Source organism: Methylobacterium sp. 2A, from assembly GCF_009806555.1.
Classification (GTDB): Bacteria; Pseudomonadota; Alphaproteobacteria; order Rhizobiales; family Beijerinckiaceae; genus Methylobacterium.
Genome location: NZ_VUOK01000060.1, coordinates 261,002 through 283,331, shown reverse-complemented (window position 1 = coordinate 283,331; position 22,330 = coordinate 261,002). Strand labels below are relative to the sequence as shown.

Sequence of the window (22,330 nt, the reverse complement as noted above, 5' to 3'; positions counted from 1 at the left end):
GGCGGGCGCTTTCAACGAGCGCTCGCCGGACGTCCGGTCATCACTGCCAAGCCGCGAAGGCGTTCTGCATCACCTGGGCCCCCGTGGACCCCTTTTCGAAGGTCAGGACCGCGCGCTTGCCGGACGTGTAGCGCAACGCGAGATCGAACCAGTTCTTGTGGAGCAGCAGGTCCGTATTGCGCTCGACATCGTTCGGCAGCGACGACAGGCCGATGAGGAACAGGTTGTCGCGTACGCGGACCGGAAGTCCGGAGACCGGCGAACCGCGGGCATTCTGGTCGTCCTTGGCCTGAAGCAGACCGACATCCTGGATCGTGCGACCGCCCCCGCCCGCCGTCTCGTTGAACACGAGATTGACGGTATGGGACGCCGGCAGGGTCGTATCGAGATTGCGCTGGATCGTCATGACCAGGGTGAGCCCGGCATCCGGGATCATCACGGTGGCGACGACGGCATCCTGCAGCGGCTGCCCCTGACCGCCATTGACCGTATCCAGCTTCCACGTCACCCGGCCCGGCAGGAGCGCCGGCTGCGCGTTGTCGGCGCCTACGACCTCCTCGATCAGTTCGGCCCGCTGTGCCACCGAGACCGTCGGCTCCGTCGATGGGGTCGCGGCACGCGGTGGCGCTGCGCTGTCGGTACGGGGCGCGGCGCGCGGGGGCGTTACGGCATCTCCGCCGACGCGGTCGCCGAACTTGCTCTCCGCTTCCGGCTGCTGGGTATCAGCCGTTTCGGTTCCGCTCGACGGGAGGCCCTGGGGTCGATCCCGGAGCAGGAAGGCTGCGACGGCGATCATGGCGATCACAACGGCCAGCATGCCGCCGACGAAAACGTTGCGCAGCAATCGGGAGCGACCGGTCCGCGGCGGCACCACCTCGATGCGCGGGCGTTGGCGGCCGTTGCCGCCCTCCATCGCCGCCGCCGCGAGATCGGGATCCTCCGCCGGCGGAAGGGGCTCCTCGGCCGCCGCGCTCGCCTCTGCGGCGGCCGGCTGGGGTGGACCCGGTCGCGGCGGGGCGATCGGAATCGGCGCCTCGCGCGGCTCGGCTTCGGGTTCCGGCGTGACCACCGGCGGCTCGTAGCGCGCCGCGAAGGGCGGATTGGCAGGGGGAAGCGCAGGCTCGGCGACGGCCGGCTTGGGCGGGGACGGCTCCGGCACGACCGCCGCTGCGCTCGGCGCCGGGTTGGCTGCCAGCGCGGCATCGTTGGCCGGCGCCGGAAGTCCGCCGTGATCCACCTCCAACCGCTCGATGGCGGCATCCAGGGCTCGACGTTCGAGATCGATATCGGCCTCGGACAGCGGCGGGTCGAGGGATCGGAGCTGACTGATCAGGGCGTTGCGCGCGCGGTCGTAGACCGCCTTGCGCAGGGCGGGCGTTCGATCCGGCAGCGCGTCGAGCGCGCGCGCCAGAAGCGGGTAGTAATCGGCCATGTGCCCCTGATCCGCCCCTATGGCCGCCGGCCGGCGCGCCGGTCGATGGCCGGGAGCCGAGGGATGCGGCCGTTCCGGCAGGATCGGTCGCGGCCCCCGGCCGGTGATGTCGTGTCCCGACTGCGCGCGGCCGCGGCCGATCGCCGGTCCTTCCGTCGCTGCGCATCCGCCGCAAAGCCGGGCGTCGCGCAGCGTCCTCGTTCTAGTTCACGCCGGCGCGGCGTGGATATGGGCGGAATGGCCAAAAGGGTGCGTCGTCAACGCGCTAGCGTCCGAAGCGTCAGTCCTCGAAGGGATTGTGCATGAGGATCGTGTCGTCGCGCTCGGGCGACGTCGAGAGCAGCGCCACGGGGGCGCCGATCAGTTCCTCGATCCGACGCACGTACTTGATCGCCTGTGCCGGCAGATCGGCCCAGGACCGGGCGCCCGCCGTGGTCTCCGACCAGCCCGGGATCACCTCGTAGACCGGCTCGACCCGGCCCTGCGCGGCCTGGCTCGCCGGGAGGTGGTCGATCGGCTTGCCGTCCAGCCTATAGCCGGTGCAGACGCGGATCTCCTCGAACCCGTCGAGGATATCGAGCTTGGTCAGCGCGATCCCGTGGATGCCGGAGGTCCGCACCGTCTGGCGCACCAGCACGGCGTCGAACCAGCCGCAGCGGCGCTTGCGCCCGGTATTGACGCCGAACTCGCGCCCGCGGCTGCCGATGGTCTCGCCGATCTCGTCGAACAGCTCGGTCGGGAACGGCCCCTCCCCCACCCGGGTGGTGTAGGCCTTGGCGATGCCGAGCACGTAGCCGATCGCCCCCGGGCCGAGGCCCGAGCCCGTCGCGGCCTGCGCGGCTACGATGTTGGACGAGGTGACGAACGGGTAGGTGCCATGATCGACATCGAGCAGCGCGCCCTGCGCGCCCTCGAACAGGATGCGCTTGCCAGCCCGGCGCTCCTCGTCGAGCAGCGCCCAGACGGTGTCGGCATACGGCAGGATCTTCGGGGCGATGGCCTTTAACTCGGCGAGCAGCGCCTCGGCGTTCACCTCGTCGATCCCGAGGCCGCGCCGCAGGGCGTTGTGGTGGGTCAGCACCCGCTCGATCTTGGCGGGCAGCGCCTCCGGATCGGCGAGGTCGACCACGCGGATCGCCCGGCGCCCGACCTTGTCCTCGTAGGCCGGCCCGATGCCGCGCTTGGTGGTGCCGATCTTGAGGCCGGCATTGGCGGTCTCGCGGAAATGGTCGAGCTCGCGGTGCAGCGGGAGGATCAGCGTGGCGTTGTCGGCGATTCGCAGCGAGGCGGGCGAGACCTCGACGCCCTGCGCCTTGATGCGTTCGATCTCATCGACGAGGTGCCAGGGGTCGACGACCACGCCGTTGCCGATCACCGAGAGCTTGCCGCCGCGCACCACGCCGGAGGGCAGCAGCGCCAGCTTGTAGGTGACGCCGTCGATGACCAGCGTATGGCCGGCATTGTGCCCGCCCTGGAAGCGGACGACGATGTCGGCCTGCTCGGAGAGCCAGTCGACGATCTTCCCCTTGCCCTCGTCGCCCCACTGGGCGCCCACAACGACGACGTTGGCCATGTCTGCCTGCTTACCCGCGACGGAAACCGGGACGGCGCCACCCACGGGTGCAGGCGGCGCACGTCGTCAGCCGTTTCCGCGATCCGGGCAGCGAAATCAAGCAATCCGCCCGCATAATGCCCCGGCAACCGGATTCCGGCCGGCTACTTCGCCTCCGTGCCCGGCGCGCGCCCGGGCAGTTCGTTGGGCTTGATCACCGGCATGGAGCCGGACTGATCGGGTTTCACGACCGTTCCCGTCGTTCCATTGGCCGGTGGCTTGATGACGCCGTCGTTCTGCTGGAGCTTGTCGCTGAGCGACTGATCTTTCGGCGGCGCATCCGGGCTCGGCCGCACGCGCTCGGCCGGCGTCTGGGTTGGCGGCGGCAGGGCCGGATCGGCGTCGCGGCCCTTCAATGGCGCATCGGGATTCTGCGCGGAGGCGGGACCCGCCAGCAGGGCCGCGGCCAGCGCGGCAAACAGCAGTGTCTTCGGCACGATACCTCTCCCCTCGTGGCTTGGATTTCGGGGAGGAACAGCCGGAGGCGGCATCCGTTCCGGGACGGAGCCGCATCCAGGCGTCGGCGCGGGCAGCTCAGCCCTGTCGCGCGGCCGCGATATAGAGCTCGCGCAGGCGCCGGGTGAGCGGGCCGGGACGGCCCTCGCCGATCGCGCGGTTGTCGATCTCGATCACCGGCATCACGAAGGCCGAGGCGCTGGTGTAGAACGCCTCTTGAGCCTCGTAGGCCTCCGCGACGGTGATCAGCCGCTCCTCGATCCGCAGGTCGGCTTCCTGGGCGAGGCGCAGCACCGAAGCGCGGGTGATGCCGGGCAGCAGGGCGGTCGAGAGCGGCCGGGTGACGAGCACGCGCTCGCGGCTGACGATGAACGCGGTGGACGAGGATCCCTCGGTCACCGCGCCATCCTCGACCATCCAGGCCTCGGCGACTCCGGCCTCGGCGGCCTGCTGCTTGGCGAGCACCTGCGCCAGCAGGGCCACCGACTTGATGTCCCGGCGCTTCCAGCGGAGATCCTCCACGGTGATCACCCGGGCGCCGGTCTCGGCCAGCGGGTTGGCCAGCACGGTCTTGGCCTGGGTGAACATCATGACGGTCGGCGCGACATCGCCCTTCGGGAAGGCGAAGTCGCGTTCGGCCACGCCGCGTGTCACCTGCATGTAGACGAGGCCCTCGGTGACGCCGTTGCGGGCGACCAGCTCCGTCTGCAACCGCTCCCAGCCGGCCGCGTCGTGCGGGTTCCGGATGCTGATCTCGCCGAGCGACCGGTCGAGGCGGGCGAGGTGGGCGGCATTGTCGACGAGCTTCCCGTCGAGGATCGCCGAGACTTCGTAGATCCCGTCAGCGAACAGGAAGCCGCGGTCCATGATCGGCACGCGGGCCTGCTCGAAGGGGAGGAATTCGCCGTTGAGGTAGACGGTGCGGGGAGCGGTCACGGGCAGCCTTCCTGTGTTCGTCGCGGGCTGAAGCAGGAATCGTGCGGCTTCGTCAGGCCGCGCCGAAGACCCGCGAAAAAATCGTGTCCACGTGCTTGAAGTGGTAGCCGAGATCGAAGCACTCCTCGATCTGCGCCGGCGAGAGCGCCGCGGTGACCTCCGGGTCCGCCTTCAGCAGCGCCAGGAAGTCGCCCTCCCCGCGCCAGACCGGCATCGCGTTGCGCTGAACGAGACGGTAGGCATCCTCCCGCGAGACGCCCGCCTGCGTGAGCGCCAGCAGCACCCGCTGCGAGTGGACGAGGCCGCCGAGCCGGTCGAGGTTCTTCTGCATGTTGGCCGGATAGACCAGCAGCTTCTCGATGACGCCGGTCATCCGCGCCAGGGCGAAATCGAGGGTCACGGTGGCGTCGGGGCCGATCATCCGCTCCACGGAGGAGTGAGAGATGTCGCGCTCGTGCCAGAGGGCGACGTTCTCCAGCGCCGGGGTGACGTAGCCGCGGACCATCCGGGCGAGGCCGGTGATGTTCTCGGTCAGCACCGGGTTGCGCTTGTGCGGCATGGCCGAGGAGCCCTTCTGCCCCTCCGAGAAGAACTCCTCCGCCTCCAGCACCTCGGTGCGCTGGAGATGGCGGATCTCGATGGCCAGACGCTCCAGGGACGAAGCGACGACGCCCAAGGTGGCGAAGAACTGCGCGTGGCGGTCCCGCGGAATGACCTGGGTGGAGACCGGCTCGGCCGTCAGGCCCATCTTCTCCGCGACGTAAACCTCGACCCGCGGATCGATGTTGGCGAAGGTGCCGACCGCGCCCGAAATCGCGCAGGTGGCGACCTCCTCCCGGGCCGCCACCAGACGGCGGCGGTTGCGCTGGAACTCGGCATGGGCCTGGGCGAGCTTCAAGCCGAAGGTCACGGGCTCGGCGTGGATTCCGTGCGAGCGGCCGATGGTCGGCGTCAATTTGTGCTCGAACGCCCGGGCCTTCAGGGCGTCGAGCAGCGCATCGACATCCGCGATCAGGATGTCGGCGGCGCGCACCAGCTGCACGTTGAGGCAGGTGTCGAGCACGTCCGACGAGGTCATACCCTGGTGGACGAAGCGCGCCTCGGGTCCGACGATCTCCGCCAGGTGCGTGAGGAACGCGATCACGTCATGCTTGGTCACCGCCTCGATCGCGTCGATCCGGGCGACGTCGAACACCGCGTCCCGGCCCTTGGCCCAGACGGTCTCGGCCGCCGCCTTCGGCACGACGCCGATCTCGGCGAGCGCCGTGGTGGCGTGGGCCTCGATCTCGAACCAGATCCGGAAGCGGCTCTCGGGCGACCAGATCGCCGTCATCGCGGGGCGGCTATAGCGGGGGATCATGGGGCCTCGGCGCGGTCCGGAACAGGTGCGAGGCCGGTAGCATGGGCCGCCCCGGCTGCTCAATGCGGATCCGGTATGCTCGGGGCGCTCCCGGTGGGTTGCCTTGAGCCTCTCACAAAACTCCCGCTGCGCTGTCGCGGCCAGAGGGAAATGTCCGGTGCCCGGGAGTTTTGTGAGGAGCTCTTAATCCACCCGCACCCAGCCCTGCCCCATCAGGCGCTCCTGCGGCAGGAAGCGCGACTTGTAATCCATCTTGCGCGAGCCCTCGACCCAATAGCCGAGGTACAGGTAGGGCAGGCCGAGGCGCCGGGCCCGGTTAATATGATCGAGAATCATGAAGGTGCCGGGCGAGCGCGACGCCTCTGTCGGATCATAGAAGGAATAGACCATCGACAGGCCATCGGCGAGGACGTCGGTCAGGCAGAAGGCGAGCGGCGGCCCCGAACCGCGCCCGGTGATCGCCGTGTCCGGCCCGTGGCGCCGGTAGGAGACCAGATGCGTGTCGACGTGGCTGTCCTCGACCATCATGGCGTAGTCGAGCACCGTCATGTCGACCATGCCGCCGTCGCCGTGGCGGGCATCGAGGTAGCGGCGGAACAGGGCATATTGCTCGGAGGCGGGCCGGTTCGGCTCCGGGGTGCCGACCCAATCCGTGTTGCGGCTGAGGATGCGCCGCTGGCTCGCACTCGGCTCAAAATCATCGACCACGACGCGGACCGAGATGCAGGCCCGGCAGGTCTCGCAGGCCGGCCGGTACGCGATCGTCTGCGAGCGGCGGAAGCCGCCCTGCGTCAGGATCTCGTTGAGGTCGCGCGCACGGCGACCGACGAGGTGGGTGAACACCTTCCGCTCCTCCTGCCCCGGCAGATAGGGACAGGGCGAAGGCGCCGTGAGGTAGAACTGCGGTGTGTCGCGCGGGTGGCTGGTCACGCTGCTGATTGACCCTGCGCCGGATTGCAACCTGTCGGCGCCGGCACACCAATGTACAGGCCGAACGGCCGGGCTCAATGGTTTGAACGACCGCGGCGCGTAATTTTCACCGCGACACGGCGGCCTCAGCGGGCATGGACCACCGCGAGACCGAGCAGCAGATCGTGACCCAGGCGCCGGTCGGACCGGACGAGGCCGAAGGCGATGTCCGCGCACCAGAGCAGGAAGGTCGAGATCGCCACGTAGAACAGGAGCGCGTGGACGGCCGCCGTGATGATGTCGACCCGTGCGCCGCTCTCCGGCGCCACGACCCGCAGACCCATCAGCCGCTGCCCGATCGTGCTCTGCCGCGAACCGCCCACCGTGATCGCGCTGTAGATGATGCCGCTCGCCGGCAGGACGGCGAACAGGGTCCAGCCCAGCCCGAAGGTGACGACGCCGATCACCGTGATCAGCAGCGTGAGCAGCGCGGTGAAGCCGAAGATGAACAGGATATCGAGGAGGTAGGCCACAGCACGAGCGCCGAGGCTGGCCCGCACGAACGGCACGGGCAGCGCGGAGGCGTAGCCGGGCGCGTCGAAGCGCTGCGCGTAGCCGGGTTGAGGGTTCTGCATCATGTTGCGTCCTGCAAGCGAGGCTGCGCGCCCTGAAGTGGGTGTATCCCGGGAAGGCCGCAAGAGGCCCTCGGAAGCGGCCCGCTCAGTGCGCGTCCGGGTCGCCGGCCACAGCGTCGGGCGTGTCGAGATAGAAGCGCTTCAGCATGTAGAGCGCCGGACCCGACAGGCTGTCGCTCTCGGTGGCCAGCGCCAGCAGGGTCGAACCCGCATCGAAGCGGCAGGTCAGCCAGTGCTGGTGGCCGCCATCGAGATAATCGACCCTGACCGTGTCGGCCGCCGGACCCGGTGCGGCTCGCAAGAGGCGGATCCCGGGCTCCGGTGCAACAGCCGGCAGCGCACGGCGGCAGATGGCGACCCGCTCGCGCCGCAGGGTGTCCTGGCAGGCGACGAGCCCGCCGAGGAAGCCGGCCGCGATCGCCGCCGCGAGCAGCCAGCGATGCGCCGGCTTCACGGATGGTTGCGCAGGCGCTCGGCGACCCGGGGGGCGTGATAGGTGAGAATGCCGTCCGCCCCGGCCCGCTTGAAGGCCAGCAGCGCCTCGACCATCGCGCGGTCGCCATCGAGCCAGCCGTTCCGGGCAGCCGCCTCGATCATCGCGTATTCGCCCGACACCTGGTAGGCGAAGGTCGGGACCTGGAACTCGTCGCGGACGCGGCGGATGATGTCGAGATAGGGCAGGCCCGGCTTGACCATCACCGAATCGGCGCCTTCGTCGAGGTCGAGGCGCACCTCGCGCAGGGCCTCGGCCGAGTTGCCCGGATCCATCTGGTAGGTGCGCTTGTCGCCGACCAGCGCCGCCTTGGTGCCGATCGCGTCGCGGAACGGGCCGTAGAACGCGCTGGCATACTTCGCCGCGTACGCCATGATCTGCACGTCGAGGAAGCCGGCCTTGTCGAGCCCGGCCCGGATCGCGCCGACCCGCCCGTCCATCATGTCGGAGGGCGCGATGATGTCGGTCCCGGCCTCGGCCTGGATCAGGCTCTGCTCCACGAGGACCGCCACGGTCTCGTCGTTCAGGATCGCCCCGTCCTTCATGAGGCCGTCATGGCCGTGGCTGGTATAGGGATCGAGGGCGACGTCGGTCATGATCCCGACCTCGGGGACCGCGCGCTTCACGGCCCGCACCGCCTGACAGACGAGGTTGTTGGCGTTGAGCGCCTCCGACCCGGTCGGGTCGCGCAACGAAACCTCCGTGTAGGGGAAGAACGACACCGCTGGGATCCCGAGCCGCGCCGCGCGCTCGGCGTCGCGGACGATCTCGTCCACCGAGAGGCGCTCGACGCCCGGCATCGACGCGATGGGCTCACGCCGCCCGGAGCCGTCGATCACGAACATCGGCCAGATCAGGTCGTCGACGGTGAGCGTGTGCTCACGGACGAGGCGGCGCGACCACTCGGCCTTTCGGTTCCGGCGCGGACGCTGGGTGATCTTCAAGCCCTCGACCTGCGCGCCCTCCCGGGCGGCCTCCAGGGCGATGGGACGCGGCTCGGGCAAGGTGTCTGACATGGGGCTTCGCTACCGTTCGCGCGGCCGGCGCCGCGGATCGCTCGGCGCAGGGGCGCCGGAGGCGCCGGACTAGCACACGGGAGCGCGGCCGCGAAACCCGACCGTTGACGCAGACTCGCCAAACCGCTTCAACCCGGCGCATCCCAGACGCAATCAGGATTCCGGCCCCGATCATGCACCGGCCCCTCCCCGCCCCGAGCGCGCCCTAGTGCCGGGCTCCTTCCCGATGCGACGCAAGACACCGCGGCCCGGAGAGATCCCGACCGACCGGATCGAGCGCACCCAGGGGCCGGCCCCCGGCACCTGGGATACGGCGCTCATCTGGTTCATGCGGATCACGGCGCTGCTCTGGCTCATCAAGAGCGTCGCATCCTGGGCGACCATCCTCGACGTCGTTCCCGGCGGCCGTCCGTTCGAGGCCGAACCGTTCGGCCGGCAGGCCGCGATCGTCTACTTCGCGGTGGTCGATGCCGCGGCCGCCATCGGCCTGTGGCTGACCAGCGCCTGGGGCGGCGTCATCTGGCTGCTGGCCGTTACGTCCGCGATGACGCTCGCGGTCCTGACGCCGCAACTCATGCCGGTGCCACTCTCGCTTCTCGTATTCGGTGGCTGCGTCGTGTTGTTGTACTTCCTGCTGTCCTGGCTGGCCGCACAGGAAGCACGGTGAACGAACCGTTCTGATCTTCGCTTCAGTTTGTCTTTACCTCAAAGCGTAAATCGGCAATTCATCCTGTCGCTTAAATCGCCTTTCATTCCCGAGCGGTAGCTTAGCCATCATCAGCGGCGCCGCATTGAACGGATACCGCAACATCTGACGGCGAGGCAGAGATGAAGACGCAGAGCGCCCGGGCCACCACGATCGAAACCGCCGACGAGGCATCGCCCCGCAAGGGCTCCTATCTGGAAGCGCTCCACCTCGTGGAGCGTCTCCACCGCCGGCTCCTCGACGTGATCAAGGACGAATTCGAACGCCGCGGCCGGGAGGACGTCAACAGCGTCCAGGCGCTGCTCCTGTACAACATCGGCGACAAGGAGCTGACCGCGAGCGAGCTGCGGACCAAGGGCTACTATCTCGGGTCCAACGTCTCCTACAACGTCAAGAAGCTCGTCGAGGCCGGCTACCTGCACCACGCCCGCTCGAAGACCGATCGCCGCTCGGTCCGGATCAGCCTGACCGACAAGGGCCGTCAGGTGCACGAGATCATCCAGGGGCTCTACGACAAGCACGCCCGGACGATCGCCCCGATCGGCGGTATCTCGGACGACGATTTCGGCCGGCTCAATCAGGCACTTGGCCGCCTGGAGCGCTTCTGGACCGATCAGATCCGCTACCGCCTCTGAGATGCGGACGCGCTCCGATCAGCCGTGACCGCGGATCGGGATCATCCGACATGCGGGCGCTTCCGGACCGATCAGATCCGCTGCCGTGGATGATCCACCCTACCAGACGTTCAGGAGGCTCAGGATTCCGGCGATGACCGCGTAGGCGAAGCCGGCGTTGATGGCGACGCCGAACAGGCCGATGAGCAAGCCGCCCATCACCACGATGCCGTCGCGTTCGACGAGGCCGAGGCCCACGAGGCAGACGGCGAGGCCGAGCGGGATCTGCCCCACGATGGGCGCGGCAACGATCAGGGCGAGCGCCAGGGCCAGCAGGGCGACGCCCATGCCGCGCATTCCCAGCGCGGTCTCGAACACGCTCAGGCGCGGGCGCGACCAGCGCTCCAGGCGCCTCAGGACCGGCACCGCGCGCGTGACCGCGCGCCGTACGTCGGTCAGCGCGATGGACCGGCCGAGCAGCATCCGCGGCAACCAGGGTGCCGACATACCGGCCGCGATCTGGATCGCAACCAGCAGAAGCAGCAGCCCGCAGATCAGCGGGATCGGCGGCGGCATCGGCAGGCAGTTCGGCAAGCCGAGCAGCACCACGAGAAGCGCGAAGGCGCGATCCCGCAGGACCGCGACGATGTCCCCCACCGTGAGGCGCTCGCCTTCTTGGCTCGCCAGCACCGTGAGGACGTCCGACGTTCGTGCACCGGAGGTCAAGGATCCGCCAACCTTCGCTTTCCCGCGCGGGCTCTAGCTGAGAACCGATGGCAGGCCAAGCACGGCGGTGTCGCGAGCAGGGGACGCCCGGCGTCGGCAACAACATGGCGAGTCCTGCCGGAAACGTCGATCCGCCAAGATCGATTGCCACCAGAGCGGCTATATTGACCTATTACTTTCGTAAATTTCCGCTTATTTTCAACAAAGCTCTTAGATTACGCCAGTATATCCAGAAAAATCGACTCGACTTATCAAAATTTTCGATAGATCATCGAGAATCAATGCGTTGAACCGTGCCATTCTCCTATGCGCCTCAGAGGATCAGGCGGCATCCTATCGCGCGTCGTTGCGCTGCTGGTTTGTTTCATCGGTCTGCTCGATGCACCCCGAGCCAGCGAGATCGACATGCTCCTGTTCGGCAGTCTCGATGCCGCGGCCAACACCTTCATCACTGTCGGGGCGAAGGTCGGTCTGCCTTCGATCGACCGCGACGGCACCGTCGCGCTGGTGAGCCTCGGTGGCGGCAGACAAGGTGAGCGGGGTTCGGACGGGCGGCGCCAACGCTATACGGCCCTCGGCGCGATCGTCATCGGATATCAGTGGTTCTTCGGGTGGGGCGTGGTCGCGGCCTTCGCAGGCCCAGAAATGACGGCGCAGATGCTGACCGCTTCTACAGGGTCGACCATGCTGCCACCGCATTTCGGCCTTCGCCTGCACGGCGAAGTCTGGGCCCGCCCGACCGAGGGGACGCTGCTCCAGGCCACGGTGGTTGCGGGTACCGCACGCGAAAGCGTCTGGATCCGCGCAGCCTGGGGCTATCGGCTTTGGGACACCTATCTCGGCCCCGAGGCGAGCCTGTACGCGGATGCGTCCGGCTTCCGAAAGATCAATCTCGGCTTGCACGCCGCGGATTTCGCCATCGGTTGCTACAGCTTCCGGATCTCAGTCGGCGTTCAGAGCGAGACGGATCGACGCTCTGTCGCCCCCTACATGGCCATCTCTGTCTGGTCACCCTGGTGAGATGCGTCGGGTGGGCTCGCGAGCGACCGGAGAAACGCCGTCGCGTCGCGGCGGATCTCGGTGCGCCGCTTATCCCCAAACCCTTGCAGGGTCCGATAGGGCATCGTCATGCGCGGGTTCCCCGCAAGCTTGTCCGCGTTCTCGATGAGGAAGTTCCAGTAGAGGTAGTTGAACGGGCAGGCCGCCGCACCCGACTTGACCTTCACGTCATACGCGCAGGATCCGCAGTAATCCGACATCCGGTCGATATAGGCGCCCGACGCTGCGTAGGGCTTAGACCCCATCATGCCGCCGTCCGCCCAGAGCACCATGCCGTGCACGTTGGGCAATTCGACCCACTCGTAGGCATCGGCGAAGACGATCAGATACCATTCCTCGACCTGCGCCGGGTCGAGCCCGGCGATCAGGGCGAAATTTCCGGTCACCATCAAGCGCTGGATATGATGGGCATAGGCGTGGGTGCGCGTGTCCGCCACCACCTGCGCGATGCAGTTGAGCCTGGTCTCGCCCGACCAGTAGAACCACGGCAGGGCGCGGCCAGCCTTGAGTGCGTTCGTATCGCGGTACTCCGGCATCCGCGCCCAGTAGAGGCCGCGCACATATTCGCGCCAGCCAAGGATCTGGCGGATGAAACCTTCGGTACAATGGAGCGGTGCCGCGCCCGCACGATAGGCCCGCTCGGCAGCGCGGCAGACCTCCGCGGCGGTCAACAGGCCGGCATTCAGCGCCGGCGAGAGCAGCGCATGGTAAAGGAAGGGGGCGCCGGACTTCATGGCGTCCTGGTAGTCGCCGAAGGTTGGCAAACACCCGTCGATGAAATGCCGGAGGGCAGCCAACGCGTCGCTCCGCGTCACCGGCCAGGAGAAGCTGGCAAGATCGCCGAAATGATCGGCGAATTCCTGCTCCACCAGGGCGATCACCTCCCGCGTCACGCCATCCGGCTGGAAGCCGATCCTGTCGGGGAGACGATGCCCCTTGGGCAGGCGCTTGCGATTCTCGGCATCGAAATTCCAGCGGCCTCCGACCGGCTCGCCCCCGTCCATCAGCAGGCCGGTGCGGCGGCGCATGCCGCGATAGAAGGTCTCCATCCGCAGGGCGTGCCGACCCTCCGCCCAGTTCGCGAAGTCTTCGCGCGGACAGAGGAAGCGATTGTCGGGACGCACGTCCACTGGCACGCCGAGGGTCTCGCGCCAGTCCTGCATCATCTGGAAGACACGCCACTCGCCGGGCTCGGTGACGACCACGCGCTCGGGCCGGTGCCGCGCCACCGCCCGCTCCAGTTCACCGGTGAAGCTGCCGGTGTTGCCGGGATCGGTGAGACGCACGTAGTCGACAGTGACGCCTTCCTCCGCCAAGTCGGCCGCGGCATGCCGCATGGCGGCGAACAGGAAGGCGATCTTCTGCTTATGGTGGCGAACATAGGTCGCCTCGTCCCGCACCTCGACCATCAGGACGACGTCGTGGTCGGGATCGAGATCGATCAGGCTCGAAACGCGCCGGGTCAGCTGGTCGCCGAGGACGAAGCGCAGCGTGTGGCAGGATTCGACGCGGTGCTTGCCCGGCATCGGCTCAGCCCCTCGGCCGCATGGTGGAACGATTGCCAGCGACGCCGTTTCCTCGACCGGCGATCCAGGCCGCCGCATCGGAGATCAGGACCGCATTCCGGGCGCCAACAGCCCCCGTCCAGCCGGGGCGCGGCAGGGCCCGGGCCGTCGCCAGACCGATCCGGCCGGTTCCACCGTCGAGCAGCTGCCGCATGGGGATCCCCTCGCTACCCAACGCCACCGGATCTAGGTAAGGCCGGAGTTGGCGTCGGGCAGGCGGCAGGCCCGCCTACTCCACGTGCACAAGGTCGCAGGCGGGAAGCATGAAATTCGCGTTCGCCGGCATCGACTTCCTGGGCGGCGTCTTCGAGGGGCTCCTCGACGCCGGCTGGACGCCGGTAAAGCTGTTCACCCGCCCCTGCGACGGGATCTACGACCACAACGACGTGGTCGTCGCCCGCGCCCGGACGCTTCGGATTCCGATCCAGCTCTCGCGGATCCGGGAGCGGGACATCGAGGCGATCCAGGCCGACCACGGCAAGAACTGGGCACTCGTGGTGGCCGGCTATCCCTGGCTGGTGCGCGGCTGGCGCGGACGCGCGGCCTACGGGTTCAACATCCATCCCTCCCCGTTGCCGATCGGACGTGGCCCCTATCCACTCTTCCGCGCCGTGCTCGACCGCTACGAGACCTGGGGCGTGACCGCCCACGTGCTGGCCGACGGCTTCGACACCGGCGACATCCTCGCGCAGGAGATGTTTCCGCTCAGCCCGCAGGAATCGCACGAGACCCTTCTGGCCAAGTGCCAGATGGCGGCCCGGCGCCTCGTCGCCGGCCCGCTGGCCCGCGATCTGCCCGGCCGCTGGCGCTGGGCCGAGCCGCAGGGCGACGGCTCCTACTGGCCGCGCGCGACCGACGGAGACCGGACCCTCGATTTCCGGCAGGACGTGAGCACGGTCCTGCGGCGTATGCGGGCCTTCGGCACGGTAGAGACCATCGCGCGCCTGGGCGACACGCGCATCTACGTGGCGGAGGCCCAGGGCTGGCAGGAACGGCACACCCATGCTGCGGGCGCGGTGGTGCATCGCCACCGCCGCCACATCGTGATCGCAGCCCTCGACGGTTACGTCCAGATCACCCGATGGTCGCCGCTGCCGCTCACCGAGGCCGGTCAGGTCGGCCGCTGAGCGCGTCGGGCGGGAACCGATCCGGGCGCGGCCGTGTTTCCGGCGGCCCTGATCATGGAGCCCGATATGTCGACACGCGCAAGCCTCGCCGCAGCCCTCGGATTCGCCGCGCTCTTTACCGGCTCGGCCCTCGCGCAGGCCGTCATCGTGGCCCCGGATGATTTCGGCCCCGACGACGACGTGATCGTCCGCGACTACATCGTGCGGCGCCCGGTCGGACCCGGCCCGATCGTCGGATCGATTCCGCTGCGCCCCGGCAGCATCGTGCCCGAGGACGTCCGGCTCGCGCCGTTCACGGATGCCCCCAACCCGCGCCTGCGCCGCTTCGGCTACTTCGTGGCGCCGGGCGACAAGATCGTGGTGGTCGATCCGGCTACGCGCGCGGTGGTGCGCATCCTCGATCGCTGAGGCTCGGCCCGGGATCGTCACCAGTCGCTCAGCGCGGCCCGCTTCCAGCGGTTCGGGGCCACGCAGCGATACTCGTAGGCCTGGTCCCAGGCATGGTCGCCGGGTGCGCACGGGTCGCTGCTGCTCCGGGGCGGCTGCGGACTCACCTCGCGGAGGGAGGCGGCCTCGACAAGGCCGCCATCGTGCACCCGGAACACCGGTCCGCTGCCGCCCGCGTAGACGAGGGCGCGCCCGTCGAAGCCGAGCTTGCGGGTGAAGTCGCCGTCCCGCGTGCCGTCGAGGCCGATCATCTGTCCGGGACCCAGCAGGATCGGGACACCGGTGAACCGGGCTGCGGCGGCGTCGATCCCGATGCCGTAGGCACCCGCGCCTTGGAACGAGAGCCCCCGGTCGGTGACCGATCCGGCGAGATTGCCCATCAGGATCCCGTATCCGGTATGGGCACCCGATACGCCGCCGGTGGAGATCTGCAGGCCGACCCGCTGGCGATTGCGGTCCGTGGTCGGCGACTGGGCCGAGACGTCGATCTCGGCCCCGATGCACGAGGCCACGGGATCGGCCTCTGCGGTCATGTCCACGCAGTTGAAGTTGCCGGCCCAGGACGGGCCGACCGGGCCGATCCCGTTCGATTCCTTGAAGATCGTTCCGTTCACCGCGACGTTCTGAGCGCCGCTGCTGGCGAGCGCCCGGTTATGGAGTTCGCCGGTGATCGTCCATTCGTAGCCGGCATTGTAGGGATTGGTGGAGCCGAGCACCCACAGCGCCTTGTAGGTGTGCGTCGGCTCGCCCGATCCGTCCGGCACGTGCCGGTCGACCCGCAGCGTCGAGGCCGCGTCGAAGCCCTGGGGCCGGTTCCAGAGGAAGACGTGTCCGCCATCGATGCCGGGCAGACCGGTGCCCTGAACGTTGCGGGAGACGTTCGGTGGCCAGGCCGAAGCGGGCGCCGGAGCGACGGTCGGCGGCTGCCCGGGCGCCTCCGCGGCGGCGGGGAGCGCCGCCGCCGCGAGAACGCCGAAGAGGCTCGGCAACAGCGTGAAGCCGGGGCGCAGATGCATCGTCGTCCTTGAGATCATCGATCGTGGCATCCGCAGGATGAGGATCTGCGTGATCAGATAGGCCGTGGTTCCGACCCGGCGACAGGGATGCCATGCTCGCGCGTGAACCAATCGCGCCGCGCGGCGTAAATCCTGCGCGGCCCCACGCTTGGCGAACGTCGCATGGTCGGTTCGAGGAGTCCCGCACGATGAAGGCCCTGCGATTTCTCAGAACCTGGTCTCTGTTGTCCATCCCGCTCGGCCTGTTCGTGGCTCAGTTCATCAAGGCCGGGAAGGGACCCCCGATTCGCGACGACAACCGCTCAGCGGATCGGCCGTAACCCTCTTTCCGGCAGTCTGACGGCCGATCCGGCCCGAAAGCCCGTGTGAGGACAGCGTCTCGCATGACGGCTCCGCTGAAACGGCGCCGCCCGATCGTCAATGACATATTAGTAAATCGCCTGCATTTTTACTGAACTCGCGCCATGTTGGCCGACATGGGCAGGACAATCGGCCATGTCTCGCAATGCGACGCCCCAGAGCGGCCAGGCGGAGAGGCGCGCCGTCCCGCGAAAGCCCACGGCGCTACTCGCCTTTGCGTTGAATTCGGATGGCGTGCGCTTCCCCTGCCAGGTCAGAAACATTTCCGATCGCGGCGCGATGCTGGAATTCCTCGGTCATCACGCGATAATGGCCGAGAACGCGTTCGAACTCGTGCTGGCCGATGCCAAGGTCCGTTACGCGGTCACGGTCGTCTGGCGGAAGGATCGGACCACCGGCGTGCTGTTCAACCTGGAACAGGAATGACGCGCGACGCGGCCAGATTTTCGGATTGGTCGCCGGCCGAGCGTTGAGAAAAACTTCCGGCACGCTCCCATTTCGCGGCCCCGCGCCGATCTCACGCCGCAAGGGCTGCCATCAGGGTCAGGCCGACCGCGGGCAGCGCGACAGCCAGGACCGCGAAGGTGTCGAGGGGTGCCGGCCCGCTGGCCGCACGCCAGCGGTGTTCGGCAACGTTTTCCGCGGCGAACCCCGTCAGCACGAGGCAGCAGCCGATGAAGGTCGCGAGTGCGGACATGGCCGCCGCCTCTTCGGGACGCCGCGCGGACATCCGCGCCTGTTCGGTCTACACCGAGCGCGGCGATATGGTTCGCCCCCGCGGCCCGATCGCAACGGAAAACCTGCCTCTGGTTCGGCGGCAGGCGAATGCCGGGTGCGACAGCCCCCTCACGACGCTTGCCGGAGGCCAGCCCAGGGCAGCGCCCGGGCTTGCAATCCGACGCGGATCCGTCGAGGCCACCGGCGAGGGACGCCGGATCGACGGAACGGCGACGCGGGGAGGACGTGGATCATTCCATGACAAGCAGCAACGGCGTGGCCGTCGGGCAGGATGGCTGGTTGTACTGGGTCGGCCGGGCCCGCGAGGTTGAAGTCTTCTACGGCGACAGCCCCCTGTCGCGTCGGATCCTCGGCCGCTGGGCGCGGCTGATCGCACGCCGAGCCCGCCGTTTGGACGCTCTGGGGATCCGCCACGTTCACGCCGTCGTGCCCGACAAGCTCGCGGTCTATCCGGACTCGCTCGGGCGATCCTTCCCCGGCCTTAACGACCCACCCGCCGCTCGCCTCGCCCGGCTCCTCGAACCGCATGGCGGAGCCCGGATGATCGATCTGCTGACGCCGCTGCTGGCGGCGCGGGCCGAGGAGCCCGTCTATCTCCGGACGGATACGCATTGGACCTATCGCGGCTATCTGACGGCCTACCGCGTCCTGTGTGACGCCCTCGATGCGCCGGTGGCCGAGCATGTCTTCTCAGGCACGCAGATGCGCGAGCGCTTCACCTTCGATCTCGGCGAGAAGCTCCGCCCCCCGATCGACGAGGAATACGTCGCCTACGACTTTCCACGCCGCGCGGAGCGGATCGACGCGAACGCGCTGGTCCGGGTGCGCGAGAGCGGTCAGGCCATCAGGCAGCGCGGCCTGTTCGTGGGTTCGCGCGTCGTGATGCGGAACGCTGCGGCGCCGGATCCGCGCCGGGTGGTGCTGTTCGGCGATTCCTACATCTATAGTCCGGGCGCGCGCCTGACCGCGATGCTCGCCGAGTCCTTCGCCGAGGTCCACGCGATCTGGTCGGCGAACCTCGACTGGGCCTATATCGAGAGCGTCCGACCCGACGTCCTGATCTTCGAGATCGCTGAACGCTTCCTGCGTCAGGTGCCGACCGATCGGATCCGCGTCGATGCATTCGCGCAGAGGCGGGCAAAACGCGCCGTCCGGCCGACGCTGCGCGCGTGGCTCCGGCGGCGCCTGACATAGCAAAGCCCGGCTGCAGGCCTGCGGCCGGGCTTCGAAGTTCCGGATCGGGCGTTCAGTATCCGCGGCCGTAATAGCCGGGGCCACCCCGATCGAACGCGCCCGCCGCGGCGGCTCCGGCCGCAGCGCCGGCGACGCCGAGGCCGATGGCGGCCCCGGTCGACAGGCCGCGGTGACGGCGGTAGCCGTAATCCCGGTGACGCCCATAGGCGCGATCGTAGCCGCGGCCATAGCCGTCGCGATAACCATAGCCCTGGGCCTGTGCGACGCTCGGACCGACAGCCCCAAGGCACAACGTCACGGCGGAGAGGAGAACCAGCTTACGCATTGATGAACCCTTCGCGATTGCGTTGAAGGGCCAACCCGAACCGGATTGATGGGTTCCGACCGCACCCAACCGGGTTTCGAGGCGAGGTCGTGGTTCGGTGCGAAGGATCTCGCATCGGGATCTTGGCGATGCGATCCCTGGCAAATATACTCCAAAATCTCAAGGCCAGCCAACGCGACCGAAAACAACATTCAAGTCGAGATACACTGAATCATCCGGTCCGTCCGCGCGATCTTGTGATTCAGACGACACTTTGTGCCAGATCAATAACAGCTCAACCATCTGCGCCCCCGCCGAGCCCCGGTACTACACTGGCGCTGGACAAGCATAGCGATGCAACGCGGCGCTAGACTGGGGCTGCCAAGTCGTCGCTCCTGTTCGCGGATCCGCGCGGGTGGACACTGCTGACACGTCTCACGACCGATCACGGCCAGCCTGGTGCTCCACAGCGCACCGTGCTCCCGCGCGCTCAAAAGTCTGCGCGCCAGAGCCGAGGCGGAAGGCGCCTCGGCGCCGATGCGATGATCGAAGACGGCAGGGATCTCTTCGGCGACGGCTTAGAACACAGCCTCCCGAAGCTTGGACGCGGACCTGCGATGGCGGCACCGACAATCGGGCCTAACATACTGAAGTCGTTGTGCGATATGGTGAGCGCGCTGGGACTCGAACCCAGGACCTACAGATTAAAAGTCCGTTGCTCTACCAGCTGAGCTACGCGCTCGCGTCCCGGGAGCGCCTGGGGCGGGTCGCCGGGGACGGCGCGTCCGCAATAGGTGAGGCGAACCGGGGGGTCAACACACGGGCGGTGAACAACTCAGGCGTTGCCCACCCGCGCCCGCTCGACGATCTCCCGCGCCTCGTCGAAGGCGGCATCCGCGTTGAGGTCCGTCGTGTCGAGCCGGACCGCATCGTCGGCCATGCGCAGGGGGGCGGCAGCCCGGGAGGAGTCGCGGGCGTCACGCGCCTCGATGTCGGCCAGGATGGCCGCAAAGCTCGCATCCTCGCCGCGACCGGCCAATTCCCGATGGCGACGGCGCGCCCGCTCCTCCGAGGACGCCGTGATGAACAGCTTCACCTCGGCTTCCGGGCAGACCACCGTGCCGATGTCGCGCCCGTCGAGGACCGCGCCCTGCGGCGCGGCGGCGAAGCGCCGCTGCCACACCAGGAGCCCGGCGCGAACCTCCGGCACCGCGGAGATCCGCGAAGCCGCCTCACCCATGGCGCGATCGCGCAGCCGCGGATCGTCGAGCTTCTCCGGATCGAGCGCCTGCGCGGCCCTGGCGGCGGCCCCGTGGTCGTCGAGCGACAGCCCGGCATCGATCAGAGCCAGGGCCACGGCGCGGTAGAGCAGCCCGGTGTCGAGATGCGGCAGGCCGTAATGATCGGCCAGGCGCTTGGCCAATGTGCCCTTGCCCGAGGCGGCCGGACCGTCGATCGCGATGACGAGCGGCATCGGCGTCATGCTCCGATCCGGCCGCCGAGGGCCCGCATGGTCGGCAGGAAGGTGGGGAAGCTCGTCGCAATCATCGCGCCATCATCCACCGTCACCGGATCCCGCGTCGCGAGGCCCATCACCAGGAACGCCATGGCGATGCGATGGTCGAGATGGGTCGCCACCGTGCCGCCCCCGCGGGCCGCGGTCCCGTCGCCCTCGACCACGAGGTCGTCGCCCTCGACCGTGTGGCGGACGCCGTTGGCCGCGAGACCCGCCGCCACGGCGGCGAGGCGGTCGGATTCCTTCACGCGCAGCTCGTGCAGGCCGTTCATCCGCGTGCGGCCCTCGGCGAAGCTCGCGGCGACCGCCAGCACCGGATACTCGTCGATCATCGCGGGTGCCCGCTCCGCCGGGACGTCGACGCCCGTCAGACGGCTCGCGCGCACCCGGAGATCCGCCACGGTCTCGCCGCCCTCCTCCCGCTCGGCCACGCGCTCGATCTGCGCGCCCATCTCGATGAGCGTCGTGATCAGGCCCGTGCGCAGCGGATTCATCATCACGCCCTCGATCACCACGTCGGAGCCCGGCACGATCAGCGCCGCCACCAGCGGGAACGCCGCCGAGGACGGATCGGCCGGCACCACCACGTCGGTCCCGCGCAGGGTCGGCTGGCCGGTAAGCGCGACGCGGCGGCCGTGGCCCCCGGGCCCGTGCGGCGTGACCTCGACCGCGGCGCCGAACAGGCGCAGCATCCGCTCGGTATGGTCGCGGGTGGCGGCCGCCTCGATCACCGTGGTGATCCCGGGCGCGTTGAGGCCGGCCAGCAGCACCGCCGACTTGATCTGGGCCGAGGCGGCGGGGGTCTCGTAGGTGATCGGGATCGCCTCCTTCGGCCCACGCAGGGTGAGCGGCACGCGCCCCCCCTCGGCCTCGGCCAGGACCTGGGTGCCCATCCGGGTCAGCGGATCGAGGATCCGGCGCATCGGCCGTGAGCGCAGAGAGGCGTCCCCGTCGAAGGTCGCGGTCACGGGCTGGCCGCCGACCACGCCCATCATCAACCGCGAGCCCGTGCCGGCATTGCCGAAATCCAGAACCTCGGCCGGATCGCTCAAGCCCCCGATGCCCACGCCGCGCACGCGCCAGCGCCCGGAATCGAGCCGCTCGACATTGGCGCCCAGAGCCTTGGCGGCGGCGGCGGTGCGCAGCACGTCGTCGCCTTCGAGCAGGCCTTCGACCCGGGTCTCGCCCTCGCTGAGGAGGCCGAGGATCATCGCCCGGTGGGAGATGGACTTGTCGCCGGGCGGACGCAGCCGTCCCCGGAGGGGGGTGCCGGGTGTTGCGGTCAGGGGCTCGGGAGTCGAATCGTGCGACACGGAACGTCCGTTCGGGCTCGAAGGTGGGCCGGAGATCCGGCGCGTCGCGCAGCCTCGCCGCGCCGCTGCAATCGGACCGTGAAATCGTGGTGCGGTTAACACGCACACCGGCGGACGTCATCCACCGGATCCCCGCGCCGGATCTCCGGGGATGCGCCGCCCGGAACGCGGGCCGCCGCGTTCGATTGACAGCGGCGGCGCCCGCGACTAACGGGGCCCCTCCCCCGAGACAGTAGTAGACGACGAGGTGTCCCCCCGTGGCCCGACCGGAACTTGGCTTGAAGCGCCAGTGCATGAGCTGCGGCGCGAAGTTCTACGACCTCGCCCGCGACCCGGCCGTCTGCCCGAAATGCGGGGCGGTTTATCAGGCGGTCGCCACATCGAGCCGTGCGGCGCCTCCGGCGCTGTCGCGGGCCTCGAACGCCAACGACGATGAGGACGACACGGACGAGAAGGGGCCGGAGCTGGTCTCCCTCGACGAGGTCGAGGCCGCCGAGGACGAGGCGGATCCCACACCCGACGACGAGACGGTCGAGGACGGGGATTCGGCCGAGGACGATACCTTCCTCGAGGAGGAGGATACCGGCGACGACGATGTCTCCGACCTCATCGACGGCGATATCGAGAACGACGAGGAGGGCTGAGGCGGTCCCCGCCTCACCTTCACGCCCCCCTGACGAGAGTGAAAAAAGGGGTTGAGTCCGCGGTGCGAGCCGCCTATAGAACCGGCCTCGCCGGACGCAAGCCGGACGGCGAGACCCCGCGGGACCCAAACCGCGGCGGATGTTAAAGTGGG

24 protein-coding genes and 1 tRNA gene are annotated in these 22,330 nt (G+C 68.8%); 8 read left to right on the top strand and 17 right to left on the bottom strand.

Translation table 11 applies throughout. The annotated features are described in order from the left end of the window. Positions 1-40: 40 nt before the first annotated feature. From FVE89_RS27775 to hemB, 9 genes are all read right to left on the bottom strand, one after another. Positions 41-1,432, bottom strand: coding sequence for a histidine kinase (locus FVE89_RS27775; RefSeq protein WP_161393366.1), 1,392 nt, complete (start codon positions 1,430-1,432; stop codon positions 41-43). A 280-nt stretch (positions 1,433-1,712) separates the two neighbouring features. Continuing rightward, positions 1,713-3,005 carry an adenylosuccinate synthase gene (locus tag FVE89_RS27770; protein WP_161393365.1) on the bottom strand — a complete coding sequence of 431 codons (1,293 nt, stop codon included), beginning with the start codon at positions 3,003-3,005 and terminating at the stop codon, positions 1,713-1,715. 143 nt (positions 3,006-3,148) lie between these two features. After that, positions 3,149-3,481 (bottom strand): hypothetical protein, encoded by a 333-nt coding sequence (locus tag FVE89_RS27765; protein ID WP_161393364.1) that lies wholly within the window; start codon positions 3,479-3,481, stop codon positions 3,149-3,151. A gap of 97 nt (positions 3,482-3,578) precedes the next feature. Further along, positions 3,579-4,436, bottom strand: a complete 858-nt coding sequence (locus FVE89_RS27760; RefSeq protein WP_161393363.1) for a D-amino-acid transaminase — start codon at positions 4,434-4,436, stop codon at positions 3,579-3,581. Positions 4,437-4,488: 52 nt separating this feature from the next. Then, the gene (purB, locus tag FVE89_RS27755) at positions 4,489-5,796 is read right to left on the bottom strand and encodes an adenylosuccinate lyase (RefSeq protein ID WP_161393362.1); all 1,308 of its coding nucleotides are present in this window, start codon (positions 5,794-5,796) and stop codon (positions 4,489-4,491) included. Positions 5,797-5,979: 183 nt separating this feature from the next. Continuing rightward, positions 5,980-6,726 carry an arginyltransferase gene (locus FVE89_RS27750; RefSeq protein ID WP_161393361.1) on the bottom strand — a complete coding sequence of 249 codons (747 nt, stop codon included), beginning with the start codon at positions 6,724-6,726 and terminating at the stop codon, positions 5,980-5,982. 125 nt (positions 6,727-6,851) lie between these two features. After that, a complete protein-coding gene (locus FVE89_RS27745; protein WP_161393395.1) occupies positions 6,852-7,340 on the bottom strand; it encodes an RDD family protein in 489 nt (162 codons plus the stop codon). Positions 7,341-7,425: 85 nt separating this feature from the next. After that, the gene (locus tag FVE89_RS27740) at positions 7,426-7,794 is read right to left on the bottom strand and encodes a hypothetical protein (protein WP_161393360.1); all 369 of its coding nucleotides are present in this window, start codon (positions 7,792-7,794) and stop codon (positions 7,426-7,428) included. Further along, a complete protein-coding gene (gene hemB, locus FVE89_RS27735; protein WP_161393359.1) occupies positions 7,791-8,849 on the bottom strand; it encodes a porphobilinogen synthase in 1,059 nt (352 codons plus the stop codon). The genes FVE89_RS27740 and hemB overlap by 4 nt, the downstream gene beginning before the upstream one ends. A gap of 226 nt (positions 8,850-9,075) precedes the next feature. Between hemB and FVE89_RS27730 the strand changes: the two genes are divergently transcribed. Together FVE89_RS27730 and FVE89_RS27725 are read left to right on the top strand one after the other, a co-directional pair. After that, entirely contained in the window at positions 9,076-9,516 is a 441-nt protein-coding gene (locus FVE89_RS27730; protein ID WP_202131110.1) for a DUF6163 family protein, read from the top strand. Between the two features lie 161 nt (positions 9,517-9,677). Then, positions 9,678-10,190 (top strand): winged helix DNA-binding protein, encoded by a 513-nt coding sequence (locus FVE89_RS27725; protein ID WP_161393357.1) that lies wholly within the window; start codon positions 9,678-9,680, stop codon positions 10,188-10,190. Positions 10,191-10,289: 99 nt separating this feature from the next. On the opposite strand, the gene FVE89_RS27720 is transcribed toward FVE89_RS27725, so the two are convergent. Further along, the gene (locus tag FVE89_RS27720; protein WP_202131109.1) at positions 10,290-10,895 is read right to left on the bottom strand and encodes an exopolysaccharide biosynthesis protein; all 606 of its coding nucleotides are present in this window, start codon (positions 10,893-10,895) and stop codon (positions 10,290-10,292) included. Positions 10,896-11,300: 405 nt separating this feature from the next. On the opposite strand from FVE89_RS27720, the gene bcsS reads away from it, so the two are divergent. After that, positions 11,301-11,915, top strand: coding sequence for a cellulose biosynthesis protein BcsS (gene bcsS, locus FVE89_RS27715; protein ID WP_246731201.1), 615 nt, complete (start codon positions 11,301-11,303; stop codon positions 11,913-11,915). Here bcsS and FVE89_RS27710 read toward each other — a convergent pair. Then, on the bottom strand, positions 11,882-13,480 hold the full coding sequence (locus FVE89_RS27710; RefSeq protein ID WP_161393354.1) for a cryptochrome/photolyase family protein: 1,599 nt from the start codon (positions 13,478-13,480) through the stop codon (positions 11,882-11,884). The genes bcsS and FVE89_RS27710 overlap by 34 nt on opposite strands. 302 nt (positions 13,481-13,782) lie before the next feature. On the opposite strand from FVE89_RS27710, the gene FVE89_RS27700 reads away from it, so the two are divergent. Next, the gene (locus FVE89_RS27700) at positions 13,783-14,646 is read left to right on the top strand and encodes a formyltransferase family protein (protein WP_161393352.1); all 864 of its coding nucleotides are present in this window, start codon (positions 13,783-13,785) and stop codon (positions 14,644-14,646) included. 66 nt (positions 14,647-14,712) lie between these two features. Then, positions 14,713-15,054: a DUF1236 domain-containing protein gene (locus tag FVE89_RS27695; protein ID WP_161393351.1), complete on the top strand. Its 342-nt coding sequence runs from the start codon at positions 14,713-14,715 to the stop codon at positions 15,052-15,054. Between the two features lie 17 nt (positions 15,055-15,071). Here the strand turns inward: FVE89_RS27695 and FVE89_RS27690 are convergent, their stop codons facing one another. Further along, positions 15,072-16,109, bottom strand: a complete 1,038-nt coding sequence (locus FVE89_RS27690; protein ID WP_161393350.1) for a hypothetical protein — start codon at positions 16,107-16,109, stop codon at positions 15,072-15,074. Between the two features lie 495 nt (positions 16,110-16,604). On the opposite strand from FVE89_RS27690, the gene FVE89_RS27685 reads away from it, so the two are divergent. Then, positions 16,605-16,895: a PilZ domain-containing protein gene (locus tag FVE89_RS27685; protein WP_161393349.1), complete on the top strand. Its 291-nt coding sequence runs from the start codon at positions 16,605-16,607 to the stop codon at positions 16,893-16,895. A 91-nt stretch (positions 16,896-16,986) separates the two neighbouring features. Here the strand turns inward: FVE89_RS27685 and FVE89_RS27680 are convergent, their stop codons facing one another. Beyond that, on the bottom strand, positions 16,987-17,166 hold the full coding sequence (locus FVE89_RS27680; RefSeq protein ID WP_161393348.1) for a hypothetical protein: 180 nt from the start codon (positions 17,164-17,166) through the stop codon (positions 16,987-16,989). 278 nt (positions 17,167-17,444) lie between these two features. Here FVE89_RS27680 and FVE89_RS27675 point away from each other — a divergent pair, with 278 nt between their 5' ends. Further along, positions 17,445-18,401: a hypothetical protein gene (locus FVE89_RS27675; RefSeq protein WP_161393347.1), complete on the top strand. Its 957-nt coding sequence runs from the start codon at positions 17,445-17,447 to the stop codon at positions 18,399-18,401. Positions 18,402-18,453: 52 nt separating this feature from the next. On the opposite strand, the gene FVE89_RS27670 is transcribed toward FVE89_RS27675, so the two are convergent. From FVE89_RS27670 to aroA, 4 genes are all read right to left on the bottom strand, one after another. Further along, positions 18,454-18,726, bottom strand: a complete 273-nt coding sequence (locus FVE89_RS27670; protein ID WP_161393346.1) for a hypothetical protein — start codon at positions 18,724-18,726, stop codon at positions 18,454-18,456. Positions 18,727-19,371: 645 nt separating this feature from the next. After that, positions 19,372-19,447, bottom strand: a tRNA-Lys gene (locus FVE89_RS27665). Between the two features lie 93 nt (positions 19,448-19,540). Continuing rightward, a complete protein-coding gene (cmk, locus tag FVE89_RS27660; protein WP_161393394.1) occupies positions 19,541-20,179 on the bottom strand; it encodes a (d)CMP kinase in 639 nt (212 codons plus the stop codon). Between the two features lie 5 nt (positions 20,180-20,184). Then, complete coding sequence (gene aroA / locus FVE89_RS27655) at positions 20,185-21,534, bottom strand: 3-phosphoshikimate 1-carboxyvinyltransferase (RefSeq protein ID WP_161393345.1); 1,350 nt, start codon at positions 21,532-21,534, stop codon at positions 20,185-20,187. A gap of 257 nt (positions 21,535-21,791) precedes the next feature. Here aroA and FVE89_RS27650 point away from each other — a divergent pair, with 257 nt between their 5' ends. Then, the gene (locus tag FVE89_RS27650) at positions 21,792-22,178 is read left to right on the top strand and encodes a TIGR02300 family protein (RefSeq protein WP_161393344.1); all 387 of its coding nucleotides are present in this window, start codon (positions 21,792-21,794) and stop codon (positions 22,176-22,178) included. The last annotated feature ends 152 nt before the right edge of the window (positions 22,179-22,330 follow it).